The following is a 16,600-nucleotide window of genomic DNA, read 5'->3' as shown; positions in this document are numbered from 1 at the left end:
TTAATTAATATTTTTTCCAAATTTTTTAATTTCTTTAACAATGCGCACAAGCTCCAAGACAGTTGTGTCTAATTTGTCTTTTGTGGTATCGCGCCCTAGTGAAAAACGTAAACTTTCTCTTGCTAAGTTTTTATCGCCTCCTAATGCAAGTATAACATGTGAGCCTTTCTCATCATTTGTCTTACAGGCACTTCTAGTAGAGCACAGTATGCCCTGCTCTGCTAAACTAATCACCAAAAAATCGTTATCCACACCACTAATCGAAATATTAACGTTATTTGGCAATCGCTCTTTTGCGTGTCCATTTAAAACAGCCCCTGGCACATCCTTTAATAATCGCTTAATAAAATAATCCCTCAGGACTATGAGTCTCTTTACCTCGCTGTCCTTCTTTTGTTCTGTAATACGAAGTGCTTCTGCAAACCCTAAAATAAGAGCCACATTTTCTGTTCCTGGACGAATTCCACGCTCTTGCTCGCCACCAAAAAGAATCGGCTTAACCAAAACCCCCCTATTTATATACAAAGCACCTATACCACGCGGACCGTAAATCTTCTGACTCGACAACGTCATCATATCAACGCCAAGTGGTGGTACACGAAGTGGAAGATACGAAGTGGCCTGTGATGCGTCAGTATGAAAAACAGGATACTGACCAAGAATCGTCTTGTTATTTTTTTTATAGTGCCTAATAGTTTTTGCTATCTCGCGAATTGGCTCTATTGTTCCAATTTCATTATTTGCGTACATCACCGAAACAAACACCGTGTTTTCTTGTAAAGCTCCATTAATAGCTTTTGGAGAAACAATGCCATCTTTATCTGGCGCAATATAACTAACAGAAACACCATCCTTCTCAAGTTCGAGAGCAACCTCAAGGACGGCAGAGTGTTCAATCGAGGACACAATAATGTGTAGTTTCTTTTTTGGGAATTTTTCTTGAGCCGCTCTCACTACCCCAAACAAAGCCAGATTATCACTCTCCGTACCACCACTCGTGAAAATTATTTCATCAGGAAGGACAGATAAAATTTTAGCCACATCGCCTCGTGCTTTTTCCAAGGATCTTTTTGCCAAAATCCCGTCATCATATAAAGCGCCAGGGTTACCAAAAATCCCCGTCATAGATTTTGAAACAAGTGTCACAACCTTTGGGTCTATGGGTGTTGTCGCCGCGTGATCTAAGTATATCTTTCTCCTTTTCTTCATGTTTCGATATTAACACGGGTTATTTATTTTTGCTTTTCCCGTAATTACCAATTTTTTGAGGATTAGTGAGCGCCCCGCAGGAAGGGCGCAAGCGCACAATAAAATTGGTAATTATTCAAAATAATTGTATAATCATAAACCGTTAGCAGTCTAAGAAGAAAAAGCGCCCCAAACGGGTGTTATCCTTATGTTTACCAACCCAAATATCGTCTTCCCAATACTTATAGGTCTCGTTGTGTTTTTAATTCTTTGGCTCGCGCGCATTGAATGGCGTTTACGCCGACTTATGAAGGGAAAATCTGGTGGTGACCTAGAGGAGACTATTCACGAAATAGAAAAGTACATCAAAAACCTAAGTAATTCACAAAAGGACGTTGAGAATTACTTAGTACAAGCAGAAAAACGCTTAAAACACGGCGGTAGAAGTATTGGCGTCGTTCGCTTTAATCCTTTCAAAGATGCTGGCGGTAGTGGTAATCAAAGCTTTGCTGTTGCTCTACTAAACGAAAATAATGATGGTGTAGTTTTTTCAAGCCTCTACTCTAGAGACCGTGTTAGTGTTTTTGCAAAACCAATCGTCGGGGGAAAATCTGAAAACGAACTTACGGAGGAAGAAAAAACGGCAATGGAGAAAGCGCGTGCTAATGCCAAAGAAAATTAGCGACAAAATGAAATGCCTAAAGAACAAAACAAAAATGAAACATCTATCGCAAGACCTCCTGTTATTGTTGTAACTGGGCATATTGACCACGGCAAGTCGACACTTCTTGATTTCATAAGAAAAACAAATATTGTTGAAGGCGAAGCGGGTGGAATCACTCAACACATCTCCGCATACGAAGTTGCACATAAAAGAGAAGACGGCAGAGAACAAAAAATAACTTTTCTTGATACTCCTGGGCATCAAGCTTTTGCTGGTATGCGTGAACGTGGTGTCGAAACAGCAGACATCGCTATTTTGATTGTCTCAGCCGAAGATAGTGTCAAAGCACAAACAATAGAATCCCTTAAAACAATCAAGGCAAGCGGTATTCCTTTTATTGTCGCCATCAACAAAGTAGACAAACCAGGCGCTAATGTAGAAAAGACAAAAAATGAGTTAGTTGAACATGAAGTTTATATCGAAGGTTACGGCGGTGATGTTCCATACGTTCTAATCTCAGCAAAAACCGGTGAGGGTATTCCAGAACTTCTCGACATAATTTTACTTGTCGCAGATATGGCCGAGCTTAAAGGGAACCCTACCATCCCGGCCTCCGGAATGGTTCTTGAATCACGCCTTGATCAAAAATGTGGAATAACAACAACCCTTATTGTTAAAGATGGAACTTTGAGCAAGGGTATGTTTGTTGTTTCAGAGGAAGCAATCTCCCCCGTACGTTCAATTCTGGATTTTCTTGGAAAACAAACTGATTCTGTTTCTTTCTCATCTCCCGTAAGTATTGTTGGTTTTAATAAAATACCTTCTCCCGGAGCTCCTTTTACTTCATACAAAACTAAAAAAGAGGCGGAGGAAGCCGTGCGTCTTTTTGTCGAGAATAAAAACACACAAAAGCAAACAAACGGAGCAAGTAAACGATCCTCGCCAACACAAGAAGGAGAAGAGGTTGAAGTAAAAAAAGCTATTTTCCCAATAGTTCTAAAAAGCGACACTCTCGGAACACTGGAGGCAATTGAACGAGAACTTACCCTACTAAGCCAAGATTTAATAGAAGTGAAGGTTATCCAAAAAGGCGTTGGGAGTATCAATGAGTCTGATGTTAAGATGGCCGGCTCAACGTCTGGTGGAGTAGTTATTGGGTTCAACGTAAAAACCGACAACACTGGTGGTGAAATCTCAATGCGAAATAATATTCCAGTCAAAATTTTTAATATCATCTACAAACTAACTGAATGGGTTAACGACGAGCTGAAGGAACGCAAGCCACGCATTGAGTCCGAGGAAATAATGGGTGTTGCTAAAATTCTAAAAGTATTTAGTTCAACAAAAAATAAGCAGGTTGCTGGAGGGCGTGTATTAACAGGTACTTTGATTTCTGGTTCAAACATAATAATCAAACGTCGAGAGATTGAGATTGGTCGAGGAAAAATTGTTGAACTTCAACAACAAAAATTGAAAACAAAAGAAGTTGAAGAAGGTATTGAGTTTGGAATGCTTCTTGAGTCAAAGATAGATGTGGCTCCAGGAGACACGATAGAATCGTTCATGATAGTTCAAAAATAATATGCCTCAAGGACGAGAAGAAAAAATGCTAGATGTCATAAAAGAGCTTGCCGCGAGGTTTTTGGAGCGCGAGTCTAATCGCACCTCGCTAATTACTGTCACCAACGCCCAACTTTCAAATGATAAGAAAAAAGTGACTATTTTTGTTACTGTTTTTCCAGACACAAACCAAGAGAACGCCGTGATTGATTTTGCAAACCGTAAAAAAAGAGAATTTTATGATTTTATAAAATCAAACTCAAGAATTTCTAGACTCCCTTCAATTCTTTTTGCTATTGATGCTGGAGAGAAAGCACGCCAAAGAATAGACGATTTATCGCGAAATCTGTAGAATGCCCTATGTGCTATAACACACTGGCTAATTGGCCATGTGATAATTAAGGCCTAGTAGCCAAGTGGTAAGGCGAGAGTCTGCAAAACTCTTATACGGCGGTTCGATTCCGCCCTAGGCCTCAAGGATACTTCCTAGAGGAAGTTCCGACGGCATAGAATCCCGCAACTGCTTGCGGGATGTGACGGAAGCGAAAGGCGGAGCGATATTTTGTCAGCAGACAAAATCGCGAGCCGGGGTCGAGAAAATTTTTGCAGGTAGTAAAAATTATTCGTGACCGATTCCGCCCTAGGCCTCAAGCAATTTTTGCTTAGTTTATTTAAGTAGAATAAAATATTTTAAATTTGCCCGGATGGCGGAATGGTAGACGCTACAGACTTAAAATCTGTTGGCCAATAGGTCGTGTGGGTTCGAGTCCCACTCCGGGCACCAAATAAAAATACTCACCTAAGTGAGTATTTTTATTTGGTCCCGGCCGGAGCGCGACGGCGCGAGGCGGGGTCGCGTAAATTTCTAGCAAGAAATTATACGTGACCACAAGAAAAAAATACTGTCCCTTTTCTACCCCGAGTCCTTTTCCCTATTTTCATTGAAAAATATGCAATAAATTGCTATGATTCAACTCGTTAGAAATATCCGCCCATACCAGCCCGAACGTACGTTCAGTACGGGCGGGGCTCAATTGCGACATGTGAAGCAATTGAGAGACGGAGCCTGACGAGGCGAGTCGGGGTCGAGCAAATTTCTAGCAAGAAATTATGAGTGACCAGTTGGTAGATGCTAACAAAGTTAGTATAAAATTATATATATCCGCCCATAGCTCAGTTGGTAGAGCAGTTGCCTCTTAAGCAAATGGTCGCAGGTTCGACTCCTGCTGGGCGGACATTGAGCGCAGCGAGATATCCGCTCAAGCAAGTGAACTGCTTCACTTGCGGGCAGGAGTCGAAAGGCGGAACCATGTTTTGTTCTTACAAAACGAGGTGAGCCGGGGTCGCGAAAATTTTGTCTTCAAAATTATTCGTGACCGACTCTTGCGATACGTGTAGTATTTTTATATTGGCGACAAACAACTTGCTGGAGTGGCGGAATTGGTATACGCGTTAGTCTTAGGAACTAATGCCGCAAGGCTTGGGAGTTCGAGTCTCCCCTCCAGCACATAATTAAAAAACACACCCTTTAGGGTGTGTTTTTTAATTATGTGCTGGAGGAACAAGCCAACTGCTTGGCTTGTGTGGAGACTCGAAAGACGGAGCATGTCGCTCTGCGACAGCGAGCCGGGGTCGCGAAAATTTTGTCCTCAAAATTATTCGTGACCGAGTTTCCCCCTCCAGTTTCTACGAGTGCCGACGAGTAAAAATGTTCTTAGCCGAGTCTCCTTTCTTTATTCCATAACTCGTAATCGAGACCTTTTTAACACCCCTCCCCACCTTGACTTTTGGCTCATTTTATGTATAATTTGAAGCAGTAATAGCTTGGCATTTTCGCTCAGCTAAATACCGCACATTGAAAGGAGAAGTTATGAACACCAACATTGCTCCAGCAGGAAAGCCGGTTCCTATGTTCCGAACAGACAAGGGGTGGGAGATAGCTCTCCTTCTCTCTTTCTGTGTGGCCTTGTTTTTGGTCACCAAGTTTTTGCTTTCCTTCGCGTTTGCAACGTTCGGCATGGGAATGTTCCAGAAAGAGGTCGCTCTCTTTGCAATGGCCATTTGGCTTTTGCTTCTGGGTCGTTCTCTTCCCTACTTCCTTGTTTCCGTTCCGGAGGTGACATCGCTTATCACGGTCAACCTCTTCGGCGGAGAGCTCAAGGAATACCAAACGGGAATCCATTTACGGTTTCCCTGGGAACAGGTCAAGCCGGGAAACTACATCAACTTGAGGATATTCGCCAAGGATTTCGAGAAGGGTGAAACTTACCCAGCGCTCGACGGCGTAATGCTTCATGTGGTGTGGGGATTCCAATACCGTGGGATGCGTGGCAACATCGGCAAGTACATCGCGGTCGACAAAACTGTGATTGACGGTGGTTTGCACGATATCGGCTCGAGTTTTCTCGCGCAGATTTTTGCCAACCTCACCGCCGAGACGGCCAGAAAGAACATCAAGCGCATCGAAAACTGTGTGAAAGGGCACTACGAGTACGAAATTCAACTCGAGCTACAAGAGCCGACCGAAAGTAATACGAACGGCGTCGCCCCCCTTGCCAATGTTTCTGACAAGGAGATCTGGAAGAAGCGAGAGAGCCTGGTAATCAAAGCCATCGACGAGTACCTCGACAAAATCAAGGAACTCAACGAAAAGAAAGAGGCTCTCAGAGAAGAAGGTCGTTCGACGGCGCCAGCATCATACGAAGAGGCGTACGGCATCGACTTGATTCTCGTCGCAATATCCGACATCGACTACGATCCGAAGTTCCAGGAAGCTCTGGCAACAAGGGAAATCGCCAAGAAGGTGAAGGAAACGGCGGAAGTGCTTCAAAAGAAGAGCTCAGGCGGAGGTGAAGCAATCTCCGACAAAGAGGCGATGGAGGCGGCGATGGTGCTTGGAAAAGCAGTTACCAAAACCGTCCACCACAACGTTCAGGAAATAAAGGGTGAGGGAATGGAGGCAGTAATAAACTTCGTTTCCGGTCTTTTTGCCAAAACTCCCAACTCCGGGAAACCTGAGGGAAAGGGTAAGCCATGAGCGAAGAGCACATTGGTCGTATGAAAGAGCCGGAGATAGTGGGGTTAAGCCAAAAACCAATATCTCTGATCCCGAAGGCGTTCTGGTGGGTATCCATCCCGATATTCCTCTACGCCTTCTACTCCGTCACAAACGGCTACATCGAGAAGTATCGAACTGAAACTGAGAGTGTTACGGTGGCGGGGAAAGCGCAGGGACGGACCGGTGGTGGAACAGAGATGTTTTTCTTGGTCACCGCCAACTCGCCAGCGTGCGTGACGATTCCTGCCGGTGATTCAATACTGGCGGCTGTCGGAAAGGGTGGCAACATAAAGGTTTTCTATCCCGACGGAGAGGTGATGCGCATTGGTCCAAATCAACGGGCCCCTGTGCGTAGCTTTGAAGCGGGATCGAGAATCTGTCTCCTCCTCGACGACGGCGAGAAGCAGCCGGTGAAAATGCGCCTCAGGAGCTGAAGAGTTTCTTGTGGCAATACGGGCGGACGCAGCAATGCGTCCGCCCTTTCTTTTTATACAAAACAAAACAACTCCGATGAAAATCGGAGTTGTTTTTATGAGCACAAAACTTTTATCTAGCAGAACTAATAGTACCCTGAATTAGGCCTATAACGCCCCAGGCGCTCACCATGATAAACAAACCGATTAATCCCCACATCATATATTTCTTAGCTCGTTCTATACCATCTTCGTTATCAGAATTGATTATGAATTGAAGAACACCAAAAAGGAAAAAAGCTATTGCAAGAGCACCAAGAAGCCCAGTAATTGGGTTAATGATATTAACCACTAGTTTTTGAACAAGGCTATCTGCTCCGTTTTGTAATTGTGTTGCAGCTTCAGCAATCATATTAGAGTGACAAAAACGCGCCTAAAAGTGGCGCGTTTTATATCTTAAGATTTATTAACGAATTGGAATATTAATTCCACCTGAAACATTAATTCCACCTGAAACACCGCCAGTGTTAACTCCTCCAGTATTGACTCCACCCGTGTTAATTCCACCATATGTGCCAGAAATTCCAGGAATATTCACTGCACCTCCTTGTTGAATACCGAAAGTATTACCAACAACGCCAACAAGACCCCAAACTGAAAGCATCACAAAGAGAGCGAGGATACCCCAGATCATTATGTGACGTCCTTCATCTTTCTCTTCCCCTGCGTTAGTAATGAACTTAAACAAACCCCAGAAAAATGCCAAAACAGACAATGCCACAACAATGATCGTTAGATAATTGATGAGGGTCATGATTTTCACAAAAATCGCATCAACTGTTTGAGCGAGAGCGATTACAGGCAAACCTGCGGCTGCTATGGCTGTGACTACTTTTTTCATACGTAATATATTTTTAAATTAATGCTAAACTAAACGACTTTATTAAGCTCAATGTATTTTAACACAAGACAAAGGGTTTTTCGACAAGTCTGGGGATAATGTTGTTTTTTAGGAGGGATTAAACGCTATCAACAAAAGTTTCCTTAGTCCTAAAACACTCAACGACTATAGCGAGTAGCTTGACCCAGTTTTACCTGCTGGATAGGAACTTCCTACAGAAGTGTTGTTTGTTGGTAGTTGAAATGTATTCTCAAGAATTCGAACAATTCCGTAAAAAGAGACCATAACAAAAAGTCCTATAAGACCATAAAGAATGAATTGTTGTCCTTCGGCTCTCTTTGCTGGATTATCTGCATCCTTTATGAATTTCATTACACCCCACAAGAAAAATAGTGTCGCAAGTGCACCAATCAGTTTAATAAGCGACATGATTATTGTGTCAGTAATAAAATTTACAAGACCCGCGAAATCTGAGATGCCATGCGCAACCACTGGGAACACCATTAAACTAGCTAATCCTAAAACCGCAAACTTTCCTTTTTTCATTTTTTTCATAATTATTTATTAATTAGCTCCTTAAAACATCAATCGTCCCTTTTATGACTTCCGACAAAACTTTTGCCCCCAAAATTATAGCGATACCTACAAGCGCGTAAAAAAACGCTCTTTTTGCAACTTCAAGCTCAGAGGGGTTTCCGCGAGCTTTAACAAAAAGAAAACCGGAGTAGACAATCATCAAGGCGGCAATCGGGAGACCGACCGTCACCACTGCGTCTACGATAGAGTTGGCAAAAGCAGTAAGGCTATTATTGCTACTCCCGAGTGGGTTTTGAAGTTTTGGAGTAGTTCCCTGTAGTGGAATCTGTTGCGCCGAAACAATTGTGAAAAATGGAAGTAATAAAAATAAAAAGATAGTTAGATTTGTCGCGACCAAAGCAGAAATTCTTTTTACTTTATTTTTTTTCATTGAAACTTTCTTTAGTAAATTAATTATAAAATAATTATAAAATAATTATACAGCAAAAATCTAAAGTGGAACATATTGCCTAAAACCATCCCCTTTAAGCAACACGCTCAAAATCGTGTCTATAATTAACCAAGCCGCAAGAGCGATAACTAAACCCTTCACTACATTCCAAAATATTGCTCTAGCTTTTGACATTGCCCCAGTATCCCCACCACTAAAGGCGAGGAGAAAACCAGCGTAAGTGAACAGAAGTAAAGCAATAACTACTGAGGTCTCAATTAGAAAATTAATAATTTTACCCCCCATTATAATAAGGTCCTTGTAGCCACACTGCGCCTCACCGTTTCCCCCACAAGGAACTAGTCCCGCTGAAGAAACAACAACTGGCGACAAAATTATAATTGCTGTTAAAACAAAAATTCCAACCTTTCTCGCTACTAAAAATTTTTTATTAAAATTCATATTTTATTTAATCAATCTTTCTAATTGTGACGCGGTGTCTGCCACAGCTTCTTGTGGTCTAAATCTTCCAGAAACAACATTATCAATCATGTTAGCAAAAATAATACTGGTTTCTTTAGGAGCCGGGTCAAGCCAAGCTCTGGAAATAATGGCTGCGTCATAAAAAATTGAAAGGTATGGATCAGAAGGGCGAACTTGTAGCAAGTCACGACGTGTTGGCGGTAGATATGAATATGTTGGGATGTTTTTCATAAAATCAGGTTGGGACAACAGAACTTCGATGTAAAGAGCTGTCGCCAAATTCTTTGAGCTTTTGAGTGTTGCGAGGCCGTGCATTTTTCCAAACGTTGTTTTTTTACTAGCCCCTTTTGTTTGTGGAACCATTGCGATATCAAAATTTAAATGTGGATTTCGTGCTCGTAAATCTGAAATCTCGCTTGCGTATCCAAAATACATTGCCAAATCGCCCGCCAAAAACATACTCCTAGAAGAAGGTAGGGATTTATTCCAAGAGTAATGCTCCTTAACTGGATCAGAGAACTCTGAATAAAACTGTAGGGCTGCCTCACCAGCCTGAATACCGCTCGTATTGTTCTGACTCAAAGACACTTCCACTCCTTTTGAAGGAGAGTAGGAAACAATATTGCTTCCAGCCTGCATTATGAGCATCGCAAGAATATCCTTAGCGTTTGAAATATTTTTTGATTCGCCAAAAGCAACTCCACTTTTTATTATATTTGTAGCGCCATCTTTAGAGGTGAGCTGTGGAATCATTGAAAAAAATTCTTCCCAATATTGTGGTGGCTTTGAAAAACCTGCCGCAGAAAAATAGTCGCGATTCCAATACAACATCATCGGGTCAATAGTGAATGGTATTGCGAGAGCGTTTCCATTAAAGAAAAATAGTTCCCCTTCCTCAATGAAAGTATTTTTAAAATCTCTCTCTGAGACTGTCTGTAAGGAAAGAGGGTAGATCTTGCTTGAGTGGCGCAAAAAAAGATCCTGCGGTAAAAAAACAAGGTCTGGGCCAACACCAGCGGCAATTGACTCAACTAAGTTACTATCAAAAGTACTCTGATCTTTTTCAATATAGCGAACAGAAAATGATTCTTTTTGGTGACTTTGATTAAAATCACTAAATATTTTATCAAAATACGAAGTTGGTAAAGTCCCCCAAATAACAACTTCCCCTGAAACACCATTATTCTCTCCACTTCCTGGAAGTTTTATAATCCCAGAAAAAATAAGAACCCCAATTATTAAAAAAACGGAAAATATCGCAAGAACAATAATCTGAAATGGTTTCATTTATTTTTTACAAAAGTAATACCGTAGTGGTAATCACCGGCATCGAATTTATTATACTCTGCAAATGAAAAATCAGTAAAAAGTTTCTGTGCATTAGCAAGCGAAAAGACAGTGTTCTCTTTTGGTCCAAGCCCACCAAAAGAACCGGTCCAATCTATAACAGCAACCTTCCCCTTCATCTTTAAAATACGTCTAACTTCTTCAACCAAACCTTTCTTATTTTCAGTCTGAAAAAGAATGTTTGAAATAATAACAAAATCAACAGAGCTATCGGCCAATTTTGTTCCACCAGACTTCTCCGCATCGCCCCAAATAATCTCTATATTAGAAAGCTGAGCAGAAGCCGCGTCCTTTTTTACCTTAACCAAAACTTCTTTATTTATATCAATTGCATAGACGTGCCCAGTATTCCCTACAAAATATGCGAGTGGAATTACAAACGAACCAGAGCCTGCGCCGATGTCGGCAATAACCATCCCCTCTTCAATAGAAAGATTTTTTACAATTTCATTAGGAACTAAAAAAGCCATAAATTACTTGCTTAAATTATAAAAGTTATTAGACCATAGAGCAAGCTTTTGTGTATACCTTGCTTATATAAATTTTGCTTTTATTTCCAAAAACACGCATATCCGCCTGCTGGCGGATTGCTATACTCGCGCCGTCGCGCTCCGTAATGTTTTTAAAAATAAAAACGGAATGATAAAGAAAAAAAATACCAACAAAAAAACAGAATTAGATTAAAGACAAGTAAGTGAAGCTAAACTATCCCCCTCTCTTGGCTTCATAATGCGCACACCTTGAGTAGCGCGTCCCAAAACAGGAATGGTTGAGAGGTCAACTTTCACAACCTGACTCTTCTTAGACATCGCGATAACTTGTGTAAGCTCGTCGGTCACTATTTTGGCCGCGATGACGTTACCTGTTTTTGGGGTAGTTTTTGCTGTCTTCATTCCTGAACCACCACGTTTTTGTATTTTATATTCTTTCATTGGAGTACGCTTTCCATAACCATTTTCCATCATCACGAGCATGTTTGGGTTCTTAAAATCAGGGCGCACAACATCTGCACCAACAACAGCGTCCCCTTTTCCAAGCTTCACTCCGCGCACCCCACCTGCAGCTCGTCCCATCTCACGCACATCAGACTCCTCAAAGCGAATTGATTGTCCTTTTTTGGTTGCAAGAATAATACTATCTCCTTTACGCGCAAAGAAAGCTGAGAGAAGCTCGTCTCCTTGTTCAAGTTTGATAGCAATAAGCCCACTTCTTCGAACATCTTTGAAACTATCCGCGGAAACCTTTTTGATAGTTCCGTTCTTGGTAAGCATTGCGAGTGACATTTTTTCATCCTTAAGTGATTTTGGCATCGGCAAAATCGAGGTGACATTTTCTTCCGCAGAAAGCGATAGGAAATTCATAATTGATTTTCCGCGAGTTGCGCGTCTTCCCTCTGGAATATCATACATTTTCATTTGGTATGCCTTCCCTTTGTCTGTAAAGAACAAAAGGTCGCTATGCGTTGATGTTGTAATCAACAGCGAAACAATGTCTTCTTCTTTTGTATTTAAATCAACAACACCAACTCCTCCACGTTTTTGAACACGATACTCTGCTGGGTCGGTACGCTTAACATATCCGCCTTGCGTAAACACAAGCGCAGACTCTTTGTCTTCAACCAAATCTTCGTCAGAAATTTCCTTTACTCCACCACGGACAACTTTTGTGCGACGAGCATCTCCATACTTTGCTTTAATTTCAAGCATTTCTGTCTTAATCAAATCAAGTATTTTTTTCTCACTAGCCAAAAGTGTTTTCAACTCTTTGATTAGCTTTTGCTTTTCTTCTAATTCAAGTTCAATATTTTTGCGCTCAAGCCCGGCGAGTTTTTGCAAACGCATCTCAAGAATTGCATTCGCTTGCCTATCAGAGAATTTAAACTCCTTCATCAAATTGAGTTGAGCAGTCGGAGTATCTTTTGATTTTTTGATCGTCTTAATAATCGCCTCAATATGATCGAGTGCTTTCTTCAAACCAATCAAAATATGCTCACGTTCAAGGGCTTTGTCCAAATCAAATTGTGTTCGGCGCCTTATAACAACTTGCCTATGAGCCAAAAATGCTTCGAGCATAGACTTAAATGAAAGTGTTTGTGGAACACCGTCGAGGAGAGCAAGGGTATTGAAGTGGAAAGTTGTCTCAAGCTCTGAATGCTTATAGATATAGTTCAAAACCTTCTGAGGATGAATGCCGTTTTTCAAATCGATAACAACACGAATATCTCTTGTTGATTCGTCTCTAATGTCTTTAATACCCTCTAGTTTTTTGTCGCGAACAAGATCTGCAATATGAACAATAAGCTCGCTTTTGTTCACGCGGTAAGGAATGGAGGTGATTATAATTTGAAACTGGTCCTGTTTTGTTTCCAAAATTTCTGCCTCACCGCGACAAACGACACCACCACGACCAGACGCATATGCGTGACGCATTTCTTTGTCAGCAAAAATCATTCCTCCAGTAGGAAAATCTGGACCTTTGATGTGCATTAAAATATCCTCGTTTGTCACATCATCTTTATCTATAAGAGTGACGCAGGCATCAATAACCTCACTAATATTGTGTGGGGGAATGTTCGTGGCCATACCGACAGCAATTCCAAGCGTTCCGTTTAAAACAAGATTTGGCATTGCTGCTGGTAATACAATCGGTTCTTTTCTTGAACCATCATAGTTTGGACGAAAATCAACAGTATTTTTATCAATGTCATTTAGAAGATCGCCGGAAAGACGAGACATTTTTGCTTCGGTATAACGCATTGCTGCAGCAGAGTCACCATCGATTGAACCAAAGTTTCCTTGACCTAAAATAAGTGGGTAGCGATAGGAGAAAGTTTGAGCCATTTTGACCATGGTGTCATAAACAGCCACGTCTCCGTGCGGGTGATACTTTCCCAAAACATCTCCAACAACTGCAGCTGATTTTCTAAATTTTGCAGACGAATTAAGTCCCATCTCGTTCATCGCATAAAGGATACGGCGATGCACCGGCTTCAATCCGTCGCGGACATCAGGAAGAGCGCGCTGGGTAATAACCGACATCGCATAGTCGAGGTATGACTCCTTCATTTCAGAACTAATATTGACGGGCACTACCCCGTCTTTTCGTTCCTCTTTTATTTCCAAATCCTTCTCTTTAGCCATATTATTTCGGATATTCTAGCACAAATGAGCTGATTTTGAAAGCAGTTTTAAAACGATAATTGATGTTTTAATTCTGAAACTAAACCAGAAACTCCACCCCAAAAACTAGAGGCTTCTTTTCCAATAAGTACAGTTGGCGCAGCGGCTGTCGCTGCAATTACCCTCTCTCCATTTAGCTGTGCCAACTTCCCTTGAAATGAATACCCCCAAGTAATCGCAACAAAAAGTGTAATTACCGATGTGGTAACAACTAAAATCGTCTTTCTAACGTGTAGTGGTTTTGTTCGGAGATCTGCTAAAAATTTTTCTAATTCTTGCATGTTTATGATTGTGAATCTAAAACAACAATATCCCCTGCGCACCCCTCTAAATCTTTCCTCTTAACTGTGTACTTATCGAGACCTTTCACCTCTTCTGCGTCCCCTTCTTTTAAAAATGTTTTGAGGGCTTTTGTATTTTCATCGTAATCCATCGGAATAATAATTTTTGGTTCAAGAGAAATAGCCAAAGCATATGCATCTGCTGGTGTTACTCGCTCATTTCCATCAATCGCAACAAAAAGTATATCAATCTCTTCGATTGCTTCGTTCGTCACCGCTGGTAATTGTTTCCCTGCATATGCGCCAAGAAAACAAATTTTTATATTGTCGAGTTCAAAAAGATAAATTGTATTAATGTATTTTTTTCCTCCAATAGTTACTTCTGTGGGAATTCCCTTTATAAAAACTCCGCGCGTTTCGTATTCTCCTGGTCCTGTAATTGCGAGTGGCTCTTTTTCTCCATACACAACAGTATCAACCCCGTTATAGTCGGGGTGATTAATAGAAGAAAGTGCAACATCAGCGCCAAAACGCGCAGCCCTTACTTTTGAATCTTTTGAAATTGGATTGAAAGCAAGCGTCGTATCTCCGAGCTGAACCTTGAAAAATTGTTTGCCGTAGTGTGTAATAATCATATTCCAATGACTATACCAAATATTTTGGTTGGTTTGAAGTCTTTTTAAAATACTCTTTCAAAACACGTATAATTTTCTGCTGAAGAAAATCGCGCTTAAATGGACGATTGCGCGATATGATTCCAGCTGAATCAACTATGCTCGCGTCGTCACGCTGCGCAATGTTTTTCAAGAGTATTTTGGGATAATTAAACACAAAGAGTCTTTCCAATTTTTATGCTCGCTAGAAAAAACCCCCTACTACCCATAATCACTATTGTCTTTATCGACTTGGTCGGCTTTGGTATTGTCATCCCAATTTTCGCCCCATTACTTCTTGATATGCACCAAACGGGGATTCTCCCCCCTTCATACGGCGTCGCCTTTCGTAACATAATTTTGGGTTTTCTTCTTGCGTGCTATCCAATTGCCCAATTTTTTGGTTCTCCTATTTTGGGTGGACTATCAGATAGAATCGGCCGAAAGCCAATTTTTCTAGCTTCCCTTGGTGGAATGCTCGCAGGGTACTTACTCACAGCTATTGGAATAATAACGGCCAGCCTTCCTGTTATATTCCTCGGGCGTATTCTTTCTGGGTTTTCTGGAGGAAGTTTATCTGTTGCTTATAGTGCCATTGCCGACATAAGCGATGAGCGCACCAAAGTACGTAATTTCGGACTTGTAGGAATGATGCTCGGTTTAGGATTTATTATCGGTCCGTTTTTAGGCGGGAAGCTATCTGACCCATTAGTCTACAGCTCTTTTAATTACGCAACGCCATTTTTATTCTCCTCAATACTTACGTTCTTAAACATCATACTAATTTATTTCCAATTTGAAGAAACACTAAAAACAAGGATCCACAGAAAAATATCTATTCTGACCGGATTCAAAAACATAGAAAAAGCTTTTCATATGGAAAACCTCCGCGTTATTTTTATTGTCATTTTTCTTTTATCGTTTGGATTTGCATTTTTCACTCAATTTTTCCAAGTGTTTCTTATAAACAAATTTGAATTTACTCAAAGCAACCTCGGAAATCTTTTTGCGTACATGGGACTATGCATAGCACTAACTCAAGGGCTTATCGTGCGCCCACTTTCCTTTAAATTTGCGCCAGTAAAAATTCTCCGTTTTTCAACCCTTCTCCTTGGTTTAACTTTCCCTTTTTTACTTTTACCGGACCAAGCAATTTATATTTATCTAATCATTCCATTTATTTCAATTTGGAATGGACTCACAATGCCAAACTATAACGCTATTGTTTCCAATTTGGCCGACAAAGAGTCACAAGGTGAAATTTTGGGAATAAATCAATCAATTCAATCCCTTGCCCAAGCCCTCCCTCCAATACTCGCCGGGTTTGCCGCGACAATATCAATTAATCTTCCGATTTTAATAGCTGGCGCCATGAGCATTCTTGCGTGGTTAACATTTGTTCTCTTTTTTGAAGAAAGAAAAAAAGCACTTTTCCACGAGGTTTAAATACTAACCACCAAAATACCTTTTGTTTAAAGGGTATTTTAGCTATTGACAAAAATAACGAATTAAGCTAGAATAGCTAAAGATGCAACACGGGAAGGCGCCCGGGATTATACAAAAGTCGCACTTTACGCCGCGGGTAGTGCTCGCAATCTGGTGGTCTCCCAGCGATTAAGGCCAAAGGTAGGATGTTCGTATCCCACCCGACTATGTTTTAAGGGTGGTGACCTACACACCAAAAGGGCAGGAGTATCAAAAACAAGATACCCTGCCCTTTCCGTTTTCATACTACTTCTATTTCTGTTCTGTTTTTTAGGTAAATTTTTCTAGTGGAATTGCCGGATCTATGAGCATTCTTGCGTGGTTAACATTTGTTCTCTTTTTTGAAGAAAGAAAAAAAGCACTTTTCCACGAAATTTAAACACTAATTACCTAAAAACTCCTTTATTTGAGCCAGTTTTTA

General features: G+C 41.0%; 17 protein-coding genes and 4 tRNA genes. 10 read left to right on the top strand and 11 right to left on the bottom strand.

Going from position 1 to position 16,600, the window contains the following annotated elements; genetic code table 11:
- Complete coding sequence (locus WC724_00545) at positions 1-1,209, bottom strand: cysteine desulfurase family protein (protein MFA6077491.1); 1,209 nt, start codon at positions 1,207-1,209, stop codon at positions 1-3.
- 187 nt (positions 1,210-1,396) lie between these two features.
- On the opposite strand from WC724_00545, the gene WC724_00540 reads away from it, so the two are divergent.
- The 9 genes from WC724_00540 (at position 1,397) to WC724_00500 (ending at position 6,904) form a co-directional block, all read left to right on the top strand.
- Positions 1,397-1,870, top strand: a complete 474-nt coding sequence (locus WC724_00540) for a DUF4446 family protein (GenBank protein ID MFA6077490.1) — start codon at positions 1,397-1,399, stop codon at positions 1,868-1,870.
- 12 nt (positions 1,871-1,882) lie between these two features.
- Positions 1,883-3,433: a translation initiation factor IF-2 gene (infB, locus tag WC724_00535; GenBank protein MFA6077489.1), complete on the top strand. Its 1,551-nt coding sequence runs from the start codon at positions 1,883-1,885 to the stop codon at positions 3,431-3,433.
- Between the two features lies 1 nt (position 3,434).
- Positions 3,435-3,764, top strand: coding sequence for a ribosome-binding factor A (locus tag WC724_00530; GenBank protein ID MFA6077488.1), 330 nt, complete (start codon positions 3,435-3,437; stop codon positions 3,762-3,764).
- A 50-nt stretch (positions 3,765-3,814) separates the two neighbouring features.
- A tRNA-Cys gene (locus WC724_00525) sits at positions 3,815-3,886 on the top strand.
- 224 nt (positions 3,887-4,110) lie between these two features.
- Positions 4,111-4,196: transfer RNA gene (locus WC724_00520), tRNA-Leu, on the top strand.
- 378 nt (positions 4,197-4,574) lie between these two features.
- Positions 4,575-4,647: transfer RNA gene (locus WC724_00515), tRNA-Lys, on the top strand.
- 190 nt (positions 4,648-4,837) lie between these two features.
- Positions 4,838-4,919: transfer RNA gene (locus tag WC724_00510), tRNA-Leu, on the top strand.
- 363 nt (positions 4,920-5,282) lie between these two features.
- Entirely contained in the window at positions 5,283-6,449 is a 1,167-nt protein-coding gene (locus WC724_00505; protein MFA6077487.1) for an SPFH domain-containing protein, read from the top strand.
- Positions 6,446-6,904, top strand: a complete 459-nt coding sequence (locus WC724_00500; GenBank protein ID MFA6077486.1) for a hypothetical protein — start codon at positions 6,446-6,448, stop codon at positions 6,902-6,904. Before WC724_00505 ends, WC724_00500 begins: the two co-directional genes overlap by 4 nt.
- 112 nt (positions 6,905-7,016) lie before the next feature.
- On the opposite strand, the gene WC724_00495 is transcribed toward WC724_00500, so the two are convergent.
- The 10 genes from WC724_00495 to WC724_00450 form a co-directional block, all read right to left on the bottom strand.
- Positions 7,017-7,295, bottom strand: coding sequence for a hypothetical protein (locus WC724_00495; protein MFA6077485.1), 279 nt, complete (start codon positions 7,293-7,295; stop codon positions 7,017-7,019).
- Positions 7,296-7,349: 54 nt separating this feature from the next.
- A complete protein-coding gene (locus WC724_00490) occupies positions 7,350-7,784 on the bottom strand; it encodes a hypothetical protein (GenBank protein MFA6077484.1) in 435 nt (144 codons plus the stop codon).
- A gap of 165 nt (positions 7,785-7,949) precedes the next feature.
- On the bottom strand, positions 7,950-8,339 hold the full coding sequence (locus WC724_00485; protein MFA6077483.1) for a hypothetical protein: 390 nt from the start codon (positions 8,337-8,339) through the stop codon (positions 7,950-7,952).
- A gap of 13 nt (positions 8,340-8,352) precedes the next feature.
- Entirely contained in the window at positions 8,353-8,751 is a 399-nt protein-coding gene (locus WC724_00480) for a pilin (protein ID MFA6077482.1), read from the bottom strand.
- A gap of 60 nt (positions 8,752-8,811) precedes the next feature.
- Positions 8,812-9,213 carry a hypothetical protein gene (locus WC724_00475; protein ID MFA6077481.1) on the bottom strand — a complete coding sequence of 134 codons (402 nt, stop codon included), beginning with the start codon at positions 9,211-9,213 and terminating at the stop codon, positions 8,812-8,814.
- Positions 9,214-9,216: 3 nt separating this feature from the next.
- Positions 9,217-10,521, bottom strand: a complete 1,305-nt coding sequence (locus tag WC724_00470; GenBank protein MFA6077480.1) for an extracellular solute-binding protein — start codon at positions 10,519-10,521, stop codon at positions 9,217-9,219.
- Positions 10,518-11,051 carry a methyltransferase domain-containing protein gene (locus WC724_00465; protein ID MFA6077479.1) on the bottom strand — a complete coding sequence of 178 codons (534 nt, stop codon included), beginning with the start codon at positions 11,049-11,051 and terminating at the stop codon, positions 10,518-10,520. Before WC724_00465 ends, WC724_00470 begins: the two co-directional genes overlap by 4 nt.
- Before the next feature lie 210 nt (positions 11,052-11,261).
- Positions 11,262-13,721 (bottom strand): DNA gyrase subunit A, encoded by a 2,460-nt coding sequence (gyrA, locus tag WC724_00460; protein ID MFA6077478.1) that lies wholly within the window; start codon positions 13,719-13,721, stop codon positions 11,262-11,264.
- A gap of 47 nt (positions 13,722-13,768) precedes the next feature.
- The gene (locus WC724_00455) at positions 13,769-14,041 is read right to left on the bottom strand and encodes a hypothetical protein (GenBank protein MFA6077477.1); all 273 of its coding nucleotides are present in this window, start codon (positions 14,039-14,041) and stop codon (positions 13,769-13,771) included.
- A 2-nt stretch (positions 14,042-14,043) separates the two neighbouring features.
- A complete protein-coding gene (locus tag WC724_00450) occupies positions 14,044-14,676 on the bottom strand; it encodes an MBL fold metallo-hydrolase (protein ID MFA6077476.1) in 633 nt (210 codons plus the stop codon).
- 216 nt (positions 14,677-14,892) lie between these two features.
- Here WC724_00450 and WC724_00445 point away from each other — a divergent pair, with 216 nt between their 5' ends.
- Positions 14,893-16,140: an MFS transporter gene (locus WC724_00445; protein MFA6077475.1), complete on the top strand. Its 1,248-nt coding sequence runs from the start codon at positions 14,893-14,895 to the stop codon at positions 16,138-16,140.
- The last annotated feature ends 460 nt before the right edge of the window (positions 16,141-16,600 follow it).

It is taken from the genome of Candidatus Paceibacterota bacterium (assembly GCA_041661305.1).
GTDB lineage: Bacteria > Patescibacteriota > Minisyncoccia > Phycocordibacterales > VMEP01 > VMEP01.
Note: the sequence above shows the minus strand (reverse complement) of the source record. Positions and strands in the feature narration are given on the sequence as shown.

Excerpts from the sequence above, each read along its gene's own strand:
- WC724_00545 (MFA6077491.1), bottom strand. The coding sequence starts at position 1,209 with ATGAAGAAAAGGAGAAAGATATACTTAGATCACGCGGCGACAACACCC.
- WC724_00540 (MFA6077490.1), top strand. The coding sequence starts at position 1,397 with ATGTTTACCAACCCAAATATCGTCTTCCCAATACTTATAGGTCTCGTT.
- infB (MFA6077489.1), top strand. The coding sequence starts at position 1,883 with ATGCCTAAAGAACAAAACAAAAATGAAACATCTATCGCAAGACCTCCT.
- WC724_00530 (MFA6077488.1), top strand. The coding sequence starts at position 3,435 with ATGCCTCAAGGACGAGAAGAAAAAATGCTAGATGTCATAAAAGAGCTT.
- WC724_00505 (MFA6077487.1), top strand. The coding sequence starts at position 5,283 with ATGAACACCAACATTGCTCCAGCAGGAAAGCCGGTTCCTATGTTCCGA.
- WC724_00500 (MFA6077486.1), top strand. The coding sequence starts at position 6,446 with ATGAGCGAAGAGCACATTGGTCGTATGAAAGAGCCGGAGATAGTGGGG.
- WC724_00495 (MFA6077485.1), bottom strand. The coding sequence starts at position 7,295 with ATGATTGCTGAAGCTGCAACACAATTACAAAACGGAGCAGATAGCCTT.
- WC724_00490 (MFA6077484.1), bottom strand. The coding sequence starts at position 7,784 with ATGAAAAAAGTAGTCACAGCCATAGCAGCCGCAGGTTTGCCTGTAATC.
- WC724_00485 (MFA6077483.1), bottom strand. The coding sequence starts at position 8,339 with ATGAAAAAAATGAAAAAAGGAAAGTTTGCGGTTTTAGGATTAGCTAGT.
- WC724_00480 (MFA6077482.1), bottom strand. The coding sequence starts at position 8,751 with ATGAAAAAAAATAAAGTAAAAAGAATTTCTGCTTTGGTCGCGACAAAT.
- WC724_00475 (MFA6077481.1), bottom strand. The coding sequence starts at position 9,213 with ATGAATTTTAATAAAAAATTTTTAGTAGCGAGAAAGGTTGGAATTTTT.
- WC724_00470 (MFA6077480.1), bottom strand. The coding sequence starts at position 10,521 with ATGAAACCATTTCAGATTATTGTTCTTGCGATATTTTCCGTTTTTTTA.
- WC724_00465 (MFA6077479.1), bottom strand. The coding sequence starts at position 11,051 with ATGGCTTTTTTAGTTCCTAATGAAATTGTAAAAAATCTTTCTATTGAA.
- gyrA (MFA6077478.1), bottom strand. The coding sequence starts at position 13,721 with ATGGCTAAAGAGAAGGATTTGGAAATAAAAGAGGAACGAAAAGACGGG.
- WC724_00455 (MFA6077477.1), bottom strand. The coding sequence starts at position 14,041 with ATGCAAGAATTAGAAAAATTTTTAGCAGATCTCCGAACAAAACCACTA.
- WC724_00450 (MFA6077476.1), bottom strand. The coding sequence starts at position 14,676 with ATGATTATTACACACTACGGCAAACAATTTTTCAAGGTTCAGCTCGGA.
- WC724_00445 (MFA6077475.1), top strand. The coding sequence starts at position 14,893 with ATGCTCGCTAGAAAAAACCCCCTACTACCCATAATCACTATTGTCTTT.